Here is a 13344-nt window from a genome sequence, read left to right as displayed (position 1 = left end):
GGCCTTAACTATTCCCAAGCACCCGTCGCAAGAGCGCCTGCTTGTCTAAAATAAAATCTGACGAAACCCAGTCCGCTTCCAATTTCGCCAGAGTTTTCCCAAGCGCGGGGCCGGTAATATTCGGCATCAAATCCGCTGCCTTAACGGGGAAAACCTGATCCGCGGCGTGCCGAGCACGCACAAGAGCTTCTTGTTGCACATTGGTTTCAAATAGAGCGCCACGCAATAGCAATATATCCACTGCTAGCTCGGCTCCATATCGATAGCCAAGCTCCGCCGCACCACGCGCAGAACCGATTTCGTCCCGAAGGATCGTAAGCGCCTTGGTATCAGCTTTGCTTAGACGCAGAGCTTGCTCAACGTCCTCACCACCCAAAACTGCAAGCCGCCGAAGTGCGCTGCTCGCGACACCGATTTCCTGCTCCAGATGCACAAGAACCGGAAGGTATTTTGCGTCCGAACCCGCAATCAACGCGCCTAGAACGCCAGATTGAGCCATCGCAGAAACGGCCGGCGCAGGATCATAAGCCGCCAAGAGCTTCAACATCTCAGCGCCGATGCGCTCTTTGGCGAGCGTTTCTATCCCATCGAGATTTGCCGCACAAGCCGTGAGCCCCTCTGCGTCAATCCCGCCGTTAGGGTCGCCATACCACGCATAAAAGCGAAAAAAGCGCAGGATGCGAAGGTAGTCTTCTTTGATACGGCGATCGGCATCTTCAATGAACCGAACACGACGCGCTGTTATGTCCTGAAGCCCGCCTAATGGGTCCACAACCGTTCCGTCCGCCTCGGCGTAAAGTGCGTTGATTGTGAAGTCCCGACGCCGCGCGTCCTCGGATATTTCCTTTGAGAACGACACGACCGCACGGCGACCATCCGTCTCTACATCTTTGCGAAAGGTCGTTACTTCAAACGGTTTTCCATCAACAACCAAGGTAATTGTGCCGTGTGCAAGCCCAGTCGCCACGGCGCGAATACTCGCGGTTTTCGCAAGCTCAAGAACCTTTGTCGGCGTGGCATCCGTAGCGATATCAATATCATTGATCGGCGCCCCCAAGAGCGCATTGCGCACACAGCCACCCACAAAGAGCGCCTTATGCCCAGCGCCCTTTAGCATCGAAAACACCGCCTGTGCACCGGCTTCTGTTACCCAATCTCCGTCAGCCCGCATTCTTGAGCCCTTCTGCCATTCGGCGCAGAATTCGGGCAGTCGCACCCCAAATATAATACGGGCCGAACGGAACGACATAATAGTGCCGCTCAACGCCGCGCCAGAAACGCGATTGCACCTGATACTGTGAAATATCCATCACATGCGCAAAGGGCACGCGGAATACCTCTGCGACCTCACCTTCCTCTGGCACGGGTTCAAAGCTATCACTTACCAAAGCGAGGACCGGAGAAACCATGAAACCCGTTACAGTTTCATGCGCGGGAATTCTGCCTAGAACCTCTACATCACCCGCCATAAGGCCGATCTCTTCGTTAGCTTCGCGAAGGGCTGTGTGTTCCAGTGACGCATCCCCTTGGTCACGTTTTCCACCTGGAAATGATATCTGGCCGGGGTGATGTTTTAGATGAGACGCCCGCTTTGTCAGAATAAGCTGCGGACCCGTGGGCAAGTCTACAACCGGAACAAGGACAGCCGCCTCTCGCAGCGGGCGATCCTCGGGAAGTACCACATTTTCGTTTAAATCAAAGTCAGAGGAGCCGCCCCGAGAGGCGGCTTCCAATATTCGATTTAGCGACTCTCTAGGCACTATCCTCACCTGAGTTATTAACGGCATCGCGCCCGACCGTTGACGGATCGAGCACATAATGCGCGCCGCAGAACTGACAATCCGCAGTGATCGTTCCCTCGTCGGTTGTCATATGCTCCAAGTCTTTTGGAGAATAGATCGAGAGGCTATTGGCGACGCGCTCAGGAGAGCAGGTACACCCAAATTCAACGGGCTGTGGATCATATACACGCGGCTGTTCTTCGTGGAACAATCGCACCAATAGTTCGGTTGGCGCAACGGTCGGTCCGATCAGTTCTAGCTGCTCCACGGAATCAAGCAAGATGTTCGCGCGGCTCCAGTTTTCCTCATCGTCACCTTCCAACAAATCAGAAGGCGCCAACAAGCCGTCATCGCTCTCTGCCTCATCCTTTTTCGCAAAGGGGCTGGCCTTGGGCATATGTTGAAGCATCATCCCGCCGGCACGCCAGCCTTCTTTCCCACCTTTTTCGGTCGAGCGACCAAAGGTGAGCTGGAAGCGCGTCGGAAGCTGCTCGGACTGAGCAAAATAGGTCTCTGCACATTCTGAAAGGGAATTGCCCGCGATTGGGGTGATCCCCTGATACGGTTTCATTCCCGAACCTTGATCGATCAGGATCGCAAAATATCCTTGGCCGATCTGATCAAATCCCGCGCCGTTTGGCTCGATCCGCTCTTCGTCATAGCTGGCATAGGCACGAACGCGCCCTGGCTCGCCCTCTTTGGACGGTCCATAGTAATCCGTTGCGATCAATCGCGCAGCGCCGCTCCCGCGTACTTGTAGCGAAAGTTTCCACTTCAAGCTGATGGTTTGACCAATCAGAGCCGTAAGCAAAGTCATCTCCGCCACAAGCGCTTCAATCGCTGGCGGGTAGTCATGCTGCTCCAACACCGAGTTCAGAACACCGTCCAAACGGGCAATCCGACCGCGAATGTCGGCTCGGTCTAATTGAAATGGGAGGACCGTGTCGTCCCAAGCGATTTTATTTCCAAGAGTCATGAGGTTTCCTTACGCACATTGCGTTGGCTTACCGCGACTATATAAGGGGTACAAGTAACAGTCCAAGGGGTGAATAATGATAAGAAGGTTTGGCGAACCCCCAATTCGCGGTAAATCCTATGTTCTGCGGCCTGGTTCGTACGGGATTTTAGCAAGGGATAACAAGCTCCTTGTGACCATGCAGTCCAAGCCCTACGTGGAGTTTCAGCTCCCCGGGGGTGGAATTGATCCCGGTGAGAACGCCATCGCCGCGCTGCACCGAGAAGTCCGCGAGGAAACCGGCTGGAAGATTGGCGCACCAAGGTTTTTAGGAAGCTGTCGACGGTTTGTTTTCATGCCAGAGTATGAAATCTGGGCCGAAAAGCTTTGCCATATTTATACGGCGCGCCCTGTCGTTAAGCTTAGCGAGCCAACAGAGCCTTTCCACACCGCGCATTGGATGAATGCAGAGCAAGCGCTGGCGCTTTTGGGGAATGAGGGCGATCAATACTTCGTGGACAAGTTCTGCTTCTGATTATTTTGAGGCCACAAACTCGACCATAGCCGCAGAAATATCGTCAGGGAACTCTTGTTCGCCTGCGTACTCTTGCAGATCCCATACCAGCGCCTCCATCATCGCAGAGCCTTTCAGTCCCCTATTTCGCTTCAGTATTTTTCCCAGCCCCTCCTCGTCCAGAAGCTCGTCTCTAAGGTTGGGGCACTCGGTTATTCCGTCGGAAACGATAATCAACCGATCGCCCGCGCCAAGCGTCGACTGACATTCCTCGTATTTTGCATCCTCAAACAATCCCACCGGAAGCCCACCATTGCCGATATACTCAATCGCCCCATTAGCGCGCTGAATGACGGGGTGCGGATGGCCAGCTTGGGTCAGCCTGATCTCGCCAGTTCGTAGGTCACAGCTTGCCAGAATGAGAGTGAAGTAGTTCTCTGTATCCATCTCTTCAAGGCAAAGCCGATTTAAATGCTCCGCCGCCTCAGCGGGAGAACGCGCAATGTATTCGCCCTGTTCAGATTGTTTCAGGGCAACGTTTTGCTTGGGAGATGCGCCCGATAGATAACCCGCCAGTCGGGCGGTCATTAACGCTGACGTAATGCCGTGCCCCGAGACATCAATCGCAAAAAGTCCGACCTGTGTATCATTGATCGGAAACATACCCACAAGATCGCCACCAACGTGGCCCGATGGCCGCAGCAAGAGGGAAACCTGCGCCCCGTCAAAGGATCTAAACCGCTCCTTCACGAGAGATTGCTGAAGCTTCTTTGCCTCAACAAGGTCGCGGTCCAGATTATTATAGAGTTCTGAGATTTCTTCGAGAGTGCGCGAGACAAGTTCGTTCTTTTCAATCAACTCCCGCTCCATCCGCAGGATGCGGTCGGCGGCCATGATTCGCGCCCTAAGCTCGTTTGACGCGACAGGTTTGGTCAGGAAATCATCCGCGCCAACCTCAAGCCCATGAGCAATTTCTTCCTTCGCGCTCTTGGATGTCAGCAGGATAAAATAGCCATACTGGTCCCGTTCCATTTGACGAAAATGACGGCAAAACTCCACACCGCTCATGCCTGGCATCATCCAGTCGCTCAGGATCAGATCAACCTTGTTACTCTTGACCGATTCAATTGCCTGCTCGCCAGACTCAGCCTCTAGAACACCGTACCCCCACCGCGCGAGCATCTTGGACAAAAGACGCCTCTGAGCGCGGCTATCATCGACCACGAGTATGCGTTTAATGGCGCCCATTTCCGGCTCCATTATCAGTCGTTCTTCCAACACTCTTTGCACACTCGTAGACACTATTCAGACAGCTCCTCGGATACTGTTTCTGGTATTGTCCACAAACACTTAACATCCGGTGAAGGTGAAAATTCTATATAGTTATCGTTTGTTAAGACTCCATCGCTAGCAATATCGAAGTCGGAACATCACAAGAGGCCAAAGGTAAACATGATCGACTGGGATCGCGTAAATGAACTTCGAGAAGAAGTCGGCGCAGAAGATTTTCTGGAGGTTGCCGAGCTCTTTCTGGAAGAAGTTGATGAGCTAATCAGACGGCTGGCCGCAAATCCCGACCCTGCGGAACTAGAGGAAAACATGCATTTTCTAAAGGGAAGCGCGCTTAATCTCGGCTTTGCACAGATGGCGCAGGCCTGTCAGCAGGGAGAGCGCGCGGCGGCCGTGGGCCAACTCGATGCAAGAGGGTTGAACGAGTTACTCGCGATCTATGAGCAGTCCAAGAGCACCTTTGCCGCGCAGGAAAATATCAAGCTTTAAACAAGGAACTCAGACAGCGTTTGGTCGGAGGTAATATCGCGATAAGCGAAGCCTGCGTCCTCAAGTTTGCCAAACAGTTCCGTAAAATTCTCGGCATTTTGCGTTTCAATACCGATCAAAACAGTACCGAAGTTACGGGCAGACTTCTTGAGGTACTCAAACCGCGCGATGTCATCGTCTGGGCCGAGCATCGACAGAAAACCCTTCAACGCGCCGGGGCGTTGCGGAAGCCTGAGAATGAAATACTTCTTGAGTCCAAGATATCGCTGCGCACGCTCTTTGACTTCGGGAAGCCGCTCAAAATCAAAATTCCCGCCAGAGGTAACGCAAACGACTGTTTTGCCACGGATTTCAGATTTCACATCCCCCAACGCGTCCACAGAAAGCGCGCCAGCAGGCTCAAGAACCACACCCTCGACGTTCAACATCTCAAGGATCGTGGTGCATATCCGATCCTCTGGGCACGCAAAAATCTTATCTGGCGCAACATCCGAAAGCGCCGAAAAATTGAGCTCGCCTATCCGCGCGACGGAAGCGCCGTCCACGAAGTTATCAACCTCATTAAGCGTCACTGGAGCACCATTTTTGACAGCCGCAGCCAAGCTGCGCGCGCCGGTTGGCTCTACGTAGCGCAAGTCCGTTTCGGGCGCTTCGATCTCCATATACTGTTTGATCCCCGCCGACAGACCACCGCCGCCTACGGGCAAGATCACCATATCTGGCGAGCGGCCCAACTCTTCGATCATTTCGACGGCAACGCTGGCCTGCCCCTCGATCACGTCCAGATCATCAAAAGGCGCAAGGAAATGTCCGTTTGCCTCTTTGCAATAGGATTGCGAAGCTGCGAGCGTTTCGTCGAAATAGTCGCCAACCAGACGCACCTCAATGGAATCACGCCCGAATATCTTGGTCTTTTGGATTTTCTGTTGGGGCGTGGTGACGGGCATAAAGATCACGCCCTGTACCCCGAAATGCTGACAAACATATGCAACCCCCTGCGCATGATTTCCCGCGCTGGCACAGACAAAAAGCTTCTGCTCTGGGTTCTTAGAAAGCTCCTTGGACATCGCATGAAACGCACCGCGGATTTTATAACTCCGCACCGGGCTTAGGTCTTCGCGCTTTAGCCAAATATCCGCGTCATACTTCGCCGAAAGGTGGTCGTTCCGCTGCAAGGGAGTCGCGGGGAAAAGCGCGCGCAACGCGGTGGTGGCATGTCGGGCATTTTCGCAAAAATCGCTCATTCACAAGGTTTGACCCAAGTTTATCCCCAGAACAAGCGCCAACTTTGGAACATATCGTAAACAGATCGACGTGAAATCTTCGGAACACTTGCCCCAAGGTTCAAAACCCTGTAACGCCACCGCGATACCTACATTGGAGAAGCTCATGTCTGCGCCAAAATCCGCACCAAAGAAAGTTGTTCTGGCCTATTCGGGGGGTCTTGATACCTCCATTATTCTGAAATGGCTCGAGATTGAATACGGTTGCGAAGTCGTCACTTTCACCGCCGATTTGGGCCAAGGAGAAGAACTTGAGCCAGCACGCAAAAAGGCCGAACTTCTTGGCGTAAAGCCAGAGAACATTTTCATCGAAGACCTGCGTGAAGAATTCGTTCGCGACTTTGTGTTCCCGATGTTCCGCGCGAATGCGCAATACGAAGGTCTGTATCTTCTCGGCACGTCGATTGCCCGCCCGCTAATCTCCAAGCGCCTTGTTGAGATCGCCGAGAAAACTGGTGCCGATGCAGTTGCGCATGGTGCAACAGGCAAAGGCAATGATCAGGTTCGTTTCGAATTGGCGGCATATGCCCTGAACCCAGAGATCGTTGTAATTGCGCCTTGGCGTGAGTGGGACCTCCAGAGCCGCACCAAGCTGATTGAGTTCGCAGAGGCTCATCAAATCCCGATCGCCAAGGACAAACGCGGCGAAGCGCCATTCTCGGTTGATGCGAACTTGTTGCACACGTCATCAGAAGGCAAAGTCCTTGAGGACCCCGCGATTGACGCACCCGACTATGTCTATCAGCGCACGGTTCACCCCGAGGATGCGCCGAACACACCTGAATTCGTCGACATCACCTTTGAAAAGGGCGATGCCGTTGCGATTGATGGCGAAGCAATGTCCCCCGCGACCATCCTGACCAAGCTTAATGAATTGGGCGGCAAGCATGGCTGTGGGCGTCTTGATCTTGTTGAGGGTCGCTTCGTCGGCATGAAGTCACGCGGTATCTACGAAACTCCAGGCGGAACGCTTCTGCTTGAGGCGCACCGCGGGATTGAATCGATCACGATGGACCGTGGCGCGATGCACCTAAAAGACGAGCTGATGCCAAAGTACGCAGAGCTTATCTATAACGGCTTCTGGTTCTCACCTGAGCGCGAAATGCTACAGGCGGCGATTGATGCCTCGCAAGAGCATGTGACAGGTACCGTTCGCTTGAAACTCTACAAAGGTTTGGCGCGCACTGTTGGACGTTGGTCTGATCACAGCCTCTATTCCGAGAGCCACGTGACCTTCGAAGAAGATGCCGGCGCCTATGATCAAAAAGACGCAGCGGGCTTTATTCAGCTTCAGGCACTGCGTCTCAAACTTATTGCGATGCGTAACCGCCGCGTTAAGTAACGGAAATCTTCTTGGCCGCGAGCGCGTCGTAGTAGGGCATAGCCTCTTCGACAACGCGGCCAAGATCTCCCTCTACTTTGGGCAGCTCACCCTCTGGGCCGGCAAATCCGGTACTCTTGTGAACAGCCCCATACCAATGATCGGCCCATATGCCGTCTTGGGGATGTCCCCCCGCTGACCATCGAAGCATTTCTGGCGCAAACGGAATATCAAGCGCGCGGCAGAGCGCGTCTATCATACCCTCAGGGTTCTGCCGAATATCATAACTGTCGATCACAATCGGCTCTTGGCCAATGGCAACCACCTGTTCAAAAATCTCCGCCTGCTGTGCAAAGCCCAGATCCGCCAAGGATGGCTCTTCTCGCTTTACTGCATAGCTCGCAACGACCCGCGCGGGGTGGCGCAGCAGAAACACGTTCTTGCATTCTACCACCCAGTTGCGGTCAAAGCCTTCGATCATGTGGTGACACATATGCTTTTGATAAAAGTGCGGTTTGCCGTCGGGAATGCTGCCCATTATCTGCGCGACAACGGCATCCGGATCAGTTTCCATTTGCGCCATGATCTCGTCGCCCATGGGGTGCACCAGACCCGTTTGCTTCAGGTACGCCCCATAGAACGGCTCGTCAACCACCGCGCAATCGGTGCGCGCACCGAAACAATACATCATCGCCGTCGAAAGATTTCGCGGCCCCGACCACATCGCAATTCTCATTAGCTTTTCTCGACCAGCGCCTTGTACAATCCGCGAATATGTTGGGTAACAGGCCCCATCTCGCCAGTACCGATCTGGCGACCGTCGATTTCGCTTACGGGTGTCTGTGCGCCAAAGGTTCCTGTTAGAAACGCCTCATCCGCACCATAGGTATCAACCAGCGAGTAGTTACGCTCATGCACTTCAATGCCATCGGCACGGCATACGTCGATCACTTTCTGACGGGTGATGCCGTTCATGCAGTAATCGCCCGTACTGGTCCAAACAGCGCCCTTGCGAACAATAAAGAAGTTGCACGCATTCGTCGTATTAACGAACCCATGCACGTCCAGCATAAGCGCCTCGTCTGCGCCTGCCTTCTCGGCTGCGATGCACGCAAGAATACAGTTCAGCTTGGAGTGGCTGTTGAGTTTCGGATCCTGCGTCATTGGCAATCCGCGCTGATGCGGAACGGTCGCAAGACGAATGGGGCGCGCCATGCTTGGCGTTGAGTGCTCCATAATGATAACAAAGCTTGGTCCAGTCACCGAAAGGCTCGGATGCTGGAACGGCCGCTGCTTTACGCCTCGCGTAATCATCAAGCGTGCGTGGGCATCCGTTGTCATGTTATTTGCGGCGCGCGTCTTTTCCAAAGCGTCAATCACGCCTTGACGATCCATGCCGATATCCAGATCAATCGCGCGCGATGCTTCGAACAAGCGGTCCATATGCTCATCCAGAAACGCCCAGCGCCCATCATACAGACGCAGACCTTCCCAAATCCCGTCCCCAAGCATGAACCCAGCGTCGTAAACGCTCACCACAGCCTTCTCACGCGGTAGTAATTCTCCGTTCACATAGATCAGAATACTCTCGTTGCGTTGATCTTCGGCGGCTTGGTGGGTCGAGATTTTGTCAGTCATGGTAGTCTCCTTCGGCGCCAAACTAGAGTTCAATTCCATCCTCGCCAAGCGGTAAAAAACGCTCAAGGTTGCGTGACATCCTGTTTCAGGGGATTGCATCAAAGCTCCGTTCGCCGAATGGTCAAGAAAACGGAGTATTGCCATGATCCCGCTTACCTACAGTCTGAAGTCTATTTCCCTGTCGATCGCGCTTGTGTTGGGATTAATCCTGAACTGCGGCGAAGCAAAGGCCGGTCCGACCAAGTCCCTTGTGGTTGCGGGCGGCTGTTTCTGGTGTGTCGAGGCTGATTTTGAATCCGTTAAAGGCGTTCAGGATGTGGTCTCTGGATATACGGGTGGGAATGTCAGAAACCCAACGTATAAGCAGGTGTCCGGCGGTGGCACAGGTCATTACGAAGCCGTAAAGATCACCTATGACAGCGCAGTCGTCAGTGAACGAGCATTGCTTGATCTGTTTCTGCGCTCGGTGGATGTGACCGACGCTGGCGGTCAATTCTGTGATAGGGGCGCAAGTTATCGCACCGCGATATTCGTCTCTAACAATGCCCAAGCGCAAAATGCATCGGCAGCAATCGCGGCCGCTCAGAAGGAGCTAGGCCAGAAAATTGTGACGCCGATCCTCAAGGAAGCGACGTTCTATCGGGCCGAAGCTGGGCACCAGAACTATTACAAGAGCGGCAAGCGCGTTATCACCCGTTTTGGCCCCGTGACCAAAGCAACCGCATACGCCAAGTATCGCAAGGCATGCGGCCGCGATGATCGTGTGCGCGCCCTTTGGGGAAACGACGCGCCATTTGTTAAATAGGCTATGCCCGCCGGCTAAGGAATGCGTCGACCTCTTCGCGCGATGGAATAACCTCGGCGGCGCCGGCACGTGTCACTTTAACCGCTGCCGCTGCCGAGGCCAGTTTGAGCGCGGTTTGAACTTCCTCTCCAAGGTCACGCATTGCCGCGAAATAACCTGCAAAGGTATCGCCCGCGGCGGTCGTGTCGACGACACTTACCTTAAAACTATCGACACGGCGCACCGTTCCATCACCACGCCACTCCGCACCTTCAGCACCATAAGTCACCAGCGTTTCAGAAACGTCGAGACGCTCAATATCAGTCTCTAATGCGGCACAAAGCTGCTCGCACTCAATCTGGTTCATCGCGAGCATTGTCACGAAGGGAAGCACCTCTCTCACAGCCTCAATCGAGAAGGGCGCGGCGGAATAGATCACCTGCATCCCACGATTTCGCGCATATTTGGCAGCAAACGCCTGATGCGCGGTTTCGTTCTGGAGCAAAAGCGTGTCACCCTCGCCACCCTGATCCAGAGCGCGTGCGATATCGGCCTGCTCCATCGCGAAATTCGCACCAGGAAACAAGACGATCGAGTTCTCTCCTTGTTTATCAACATTGATGATCGCATGACCCGTGGGCGTTTCAATTTGTGAAACATGAGTGACATCCACGCCCAACTCCTCAAGCTTATCGCGCGCCCAGACACCTTCGGGACCAACAGCGCCGATATGATAGGTTTTTGCACCAGCACGCGCCGCAGCGACGGATTGGTTCGTACCCTTTCCGCCCAAGCCGACAGCAAATTCCGTTGCCGCCAATGTTTCCCCCGGAGAGGGGAAATGTGGAACTTGGTACACATGATCCGCGTTGATGGATCCAAGATTAAAGAGCGTCATTTTCCGTCCTTACAAGCCGCCAGAATGGCCATATTCAAGATATCATTTGAGGTCGAAACCGTGGAGCAAATCTGAATGGATTGATCAACCCCTGTCAAAATCGGACCAATCACCGTAGCACCACCCATCTCCTGCATCAATTTCACCGAAATGCTCGCGGAATGCCGCGCAGGAACCACAAGCACGTTCGCGGGACCCGTAAGTCGACTAAACGGATAGTTCGCCATGGCCTGTGGGTTGAGGGCAACGTCGACAGTCATCTCGCCTTCGAACTCGAAATCAACGCCTCTGGCCTCAAGAACACGTGGCGCTTTGTGCATTTTCTCGGCCCGTTCGGACACGGGGTACCCGAAGGTCGAGAAACTAACAAAGGCGACACGCGGCTCTAATCCAAGCGTTTTCGCCACTTCGGCGCCGCGCTCGGCAATCGTCGCCAAATCCTCTGGCTCTGGCCATTCGTGCACAAGCGTATCAGTAATCAGAACAACCCGCCCCTTGAGCAAGAGCGCCGTCACGCCAACCGCGCCATCCTCGGCACGCGCGTCAAAGACGTGATTAATAAGCCCCAGCACATGGCCCGATTTGCGTGTAGCACCCGTCACAAGCCCATCGCCGTGACCATGCGCCAACATCAGCGACGAGAACACGTGACGGTCGCGCGATGCCAAACGGTGCACATCATGGATGTCGTGGCCGCTTCGTTGCAGACGCTCATAGAGGTAGTCTTTGTATGTCTCGAGGTGTGGGGTGTTCTTGGCGTTGACGATTTCGAGTTCGTCATAGGCATCTCCCATCCCTGCCGTTTCAAGGAGCGCTTTGACGCCCTCTTCTCGGCCAACAACCAGCGCCTTACCAATTCCAGACCGTTGATAATTCACTGCCGCTTGCAGCACACGCAAATCATCACCCTCGGCAAAGATCATACGTGCCTGACGAGCGCGAGCGCGGGCGTTGATTGAGCGAATAATATTCGCCGTCGGGTCCATGCGCGCGTGCAGACTCTCGCGATAGCCAGCCATATCAACAATCGGGCGGCGTGCGACGCCAGTATCCATTCCTGCCTTGGCGACGGCGGGCGGGATTTCATAGATCAGGCGGGGATCAAACGGTGTCGGGATGATGTAATCTCGTCCGAATTGCAGCTTTCTGCCATAGGCCATTGCCACCTCGTCCGGCACCTCTTTGCGCGCCAAATCTGCCAGCGCCTCGGCACAGGCGATCTTCATTTCGTCGTTGATCGCGCGGGCATGGATATCCAGCGCGCCTCTGAAAAGATACGGAAAGCCCAACACGTTGTTCACCTGATTGGGGTAATCACTTCGCCCTGTGGCAACGATCGCATCCTCGCGTACGGCATGGGCCTCTTCTGGTGTGATTTCCGGATCAGGGTTTGCCATGGCGAAAATCACGGGATCTTTGGCCATGCTTGCAACCATTTCAGGTGTCACAGCACCCTTGGCAGAGACACCCAAGAACACATCCGCACCGTCCATTGCCTCCTCTAGCGTTCGCAGATCAGTCGTCGCTGCGTGGGCGGATTTCCATTGGTTCATACCCTCGGTTCGGCCCTGATAGATCACGCCTTTTGTGTCACACATGATGCAATTATTGTGCTGAGCGCCCATGGACTTGATCAACTCCAAACACGCAATACCCGCAGCACCTGCACCATTTAGAACGATGCGAACGTCCTCAATTTTCTTGCCGGAAATCTTGAGGGCGTTAATCAAACCAGCCGCGCAAATAACGGCTGTTCCGTGCTGATCGTCATGGAAAACGGGGATATCCATTTCCTCTTTGAGGCGCTGCTCAATGATGAAGCATTCGGGGGCTTTGATGTCCTCGAGATTGATGCCGCCAAAGCTTGGCCCCATGAGTCGCACAGCGTTGATAAAGGCCTCGGGGTCTTCGGTATCAAGCTCAAGATCAATCGAGTTCACATCGGCAAACCGTTTGAACAGAACGGATTTCCCTTCCATCACAGGCTTGGAGGCAAGTGCGCCCAAGTTCCCTAGCCCAAGAACCGCAGAGCCGTTGGAAATAACAGCGACGAGATTCCCCTTGTTGGTATAGTCATACGCGGTCTCGGGGTTCGCGGCGATCGCCTCGCATGGTACCGCCACGCCGGGCGAATAAGCGAGCGAAAGATCGCGCTGTGTGGTCATCGGGGTCGAGGGCGTTACATCCCATTTTCCCGGTCGGGGGTTCATGTGATAGGCAAGCGCCTCTTCAGGTGTGATCTTCATTTTTGTGGACATTTTTGGGCCAAATCCTTTTGCAAGACCTTTATCCAATACAAGTTCACGTCCTCGGTCAACATTCGGCTTTCACCAATCCGCCGAGGTTTGTAAGGTCATGTTAAGAAAATCTAAGGAAGTAGCAGTGAGCACC

Annotated in this window: 13 protein-coding genes; 4 read left to right on the top strand and 9 right to left on the bottom strand. The window is 54.2% G+C overall.

Features of this window, described 5'->3' with window-relative positions; translation table 11 throughout:
* Positions 1–4: 4 nt before the first annotated feature.
* From ACFE33_RS01550 to ACFE33_RS01540, 3 genes are read right to left on the bottom strand one after another with little or no spacing between them, the layout of a single operon-like run.
* On the bottom strand, positions 5–1171 hold the full coding sequence (locus ACFE33_RS01550) for a CCA tRNA nucleotidyltransferase (protein WP_380055995.1): 1167 nt from the start codon (positions 1169–1171) through the stop codon (positions 5–7).
* Complete coding sequence (locus ACFE33_RS01545; RefSeq protein WP_380055992.1) at positions 1161–1787, bottom strand: CoA pyrophosphatase; 627 nt, start codon at positions 1785–1787, stop codon at positions 1161–1163. The genes ACFE33_RS01550 and ACFE33_RS01545 overlap by 11 nt, the downstream gene beginning before the upstream one ends.
* Positions 1753–2757, bottom strand: coding sequence for an Hsp33 family molecular chaperone HslO (locus tag ACFE33_RS01540; RefSeq protein WP_380055989.1), 1005 nt, complete (start codon positions 2755–2757; stop codon positions 1753–1755). Before ACFE33_RS01540 ends, ACFE33_RS01545 begins: the two co-directional genes overlap by 35 nt.
* Before the next feature lie 76 nt (positions 2758–2833).
* Here ACFE33_RS01540 and ACFE33_RS01535 point away from each other — a divergent pair, with 76 nt between their 5' ends.
* Entirely contained in the window at positions 2834–3271 is a 438-nt protein-coding gene (locus ACFE33_RS01535; protein WP_380055986.1) for an NUDIX hydrolase, read from the top strand.
* Here ACFE33_RS01535 and ACFE33_RS01530 read toward each other — a convergent pair whose 3' ends face one another.
* A complete protein-coding gene (locus ACFE33_RS01530) occupies positions 3272–4498 on the bottom strand; it encodes a PP2C family protein-serine/threonine phosphatase (RefSeq protein WP_380055983.1) in 1227 nt (408 codons plus the stop codon).
* A 204-nt stretch (positions 4499–4702) separates the two neighbouring features.
* Between ACFE33_RS01530 and ACFE33_RS01525 the strand changes: the two genes are divergently transcribed.
* Positions 4703–5029, top strand: a complete 327-nt coding sequence (locus ACFE33_RS01525; RefSeq protein ID WP_380055980.1) for an Hpt domain-containing protein — start codon at positions 4703–4705, stop codon at positions 5027–5029.
* Here ACFE33_RS01525 and ilvA read toward each other — a convergent pair.
* Positions 5026–6273 carry a threonine ammonia-lyase IlvA gene (ilvA, locus tag ACFE33_RS01520; protein ID WP_380055977.1) on the bottom strand — a complete coding sequence of 416 codons (1248 nt, stop codon included), beginning with the start codon at positions 6271–6273 and terminating at the stop codon, positions 5026–5028. The two genes, ACFE33_RS01525 and ilvA, sit on opposite strands and share 4 nt — an antisense overlap.
* Positions 6274–6418: 145 nt before the next feature.
* Here ilvA and ACFE33_RS01515 point away from each other — a divergent pair, with 145 nt between their 5' ends.
* Positions 6419–7654 (top strand): argininosuccinate synthase, encoded by a 1236-nt coding sequence (locus ACFE33_RS01515; RefSeq protein WP_380055975.1) that lies wholly within the window; start codon positions 6419–6421, stop codon positions 7652–7654.
* On the opposite strand, the gene ACFE33_RS01510 is transcribed toward ACFE33_RS01515, so the two are convergent.
* Positions 7647–8369, bottom strand: a complete 723-nt coding sequence (locus ACFE33_RS01510) for an HAD family hydrolase (RefSeq protein ID WP_380055973.1) — start codon at positions 8367–8369, stop codon at positions 7647–7649. The two genes, ACFE33_RS01515 and ACFE33_RS01510, sit on opposite strands and share 8 nt — an antisense overlap.
* Positions 8369–9271, bottom strand: coding sequence for a D-amino acid aminotransferase (locus tag ACFE33_RS01505; protein ID WP_380055970.1), 903 nt, complete (start codon positions 9269–9271; stop codon positions 8369–8371). The genes ACFE33_RS01510 and ACFE33_RS01505 overlap by 1 nt, the downstream gene beginning before the upstream one ends.
* Positions 9272–9413: 142 nt before the next feature.
* Here ACFE33_RS01505 and msrA point away from each other — a divergent pair, with 142 nt between their 5' ends.
* Positions 9414–10076, top strand: coding sequence for a peptide-methionine (S)-S-oxide reductase MsrA (msrA, locus tag ACFE33_RS01500; protein WP_380055967.1), 663 nt, complete (start codon positions 9414–9416; stop codon positions 10074–10076).
* A gap of 1 nt (position 10077) precedes the next feature.
* Here msrA and ACFE33_RS01495 read toward each other — a convergent pair whose 3' ends face one another.
* Entirely contained in the window at positions 10078–10953 is an 876-nt protein-coding gene (locus ACFE33_RS01495) for a ribokinase (RefSeq protein WP_380055964.1), read from the bottom strand.
* Positions 10950–13211: an NADP-dependent malic enzyme gene (locus ACFE33_RS01490; RefSeq protein ID WP_380055961.1), complete on the bottom strand. Its 2262-nt coding sequence runs from the start codon at positions 13209–13211 to the stop codon at positions 10950–10952. Before ACFE33_RS01490 ends, ACFE33_RS01495 begins: the two co-directional genes overlap by 4 nt.
* Positions 13212–13344: the final 133 nt, after the last annotated feature.

The sequence above is a fragment of the Falsihalocynthiibacter sp. SS001 genome (genome assembly GCF_042445055.1).
Classification (GTDB): domain Bacteria; phylum Pseudomonadota; class Alphaproteobacteria; order Rhodobacterales; family Rhodobacteraceae; genus Falsihalocynthiibacter.
This window is presented reverse-complemented; position numbering and strand designations above follow the sequence as displayed.

Bases quoted from the DNA above. Each gene is read 5' to 3' on its own strand.
- ACFE33_RS01515 (WP_380055975.1), top strand. From the start codon at position 6,419: ATGTCTGCGCCAAAATCCGCACCAAAGAAAGTTGTTCTGGCCTATTCG.
- msrA (WP_380055967.1), top strand. From the start codon at position 9,414: ATGATCCCGCTTACCTACAGTCTGAAGTCTATTTCCCTGTCGATCGCG.
- ACFE33_RS01495 (WP_380055964.1), bottom strand. From the start codon at position 10,953: ATGACGCTCTTTAATCTTGGATCCATCAACGCGGATCATGTGTACCAA.
- ilvA (WP_380055977.1), bottom strand. From the start codon at position 6,273: ATGAGCGATTTTTGCGAAAATGCCCGACATGCCACCACCGCGTTGCGC.
- ACFE33_RS01505 (WP_380055970.1), bottom strand. From the start codon at position 9,271: ATGACTGACAAAATCTCGACCCACCAAGCCGCCGAAGATCAACGCAAC.
- ACFE33_RS01550 (WP_380055995.1), bottom strand. From the start codon at position 1,171: ATGCGGGCTGACGGAGATTGGGTAACAGAAGCCGGTGCACAGGCGGTG.
- ACFE33_RS01490 (WP_380055961.1), bottom strand. From the start codon at position 13,211: ATGTCCACAAAAATGAAGATCACACCTGAAGAGGCGCTTGCCTATCAC.
- ACFE33_RS01535 (WP_380055986.1), top strand. From the start codon at position 2,834: ATGATAAGAAGGTTTGGCGAACCCCCAATTCGCGGTAAATCCTATGTT.
- ACFE33_RS01530 (WP_380055983.1), bottom strand. From the start codon at position 4,498: ATGGGCGCCATTAAACGCATACTCGTGGTCGATGATAGCCGCGCTCAG.
- ACFE33_RS01510 (WP_380055973.1), bottom strand. From the start codon at position 8,369: ATGAGAATTGCGATGTGGTCGGGGCCGCGAAATCTTTCGACGGCGATG.
- ACFE33_RS01540 (WP_380055989.1), bottom strand. From the start codon at position 2,757: ATGACTCTTGGAAATAAAATCGCTTGGGACGACACGGTCCTCCCATTT.
- ACFE33_RS01545 (WP_380055992.1), bottom strand. From the start codon at position 1,787: ATGCCGTTAATAACTCAGGTGAGGATAGTGCCTAGAGAGTCGCTAAAT.
- ACFE33_RS01525 (WP_380055980.1), top strand. From the start codon at position 4,703: ATGATCGACTGGGATCGCGTAAATGAACTTCGAGAAGAAGTCGGCGCA.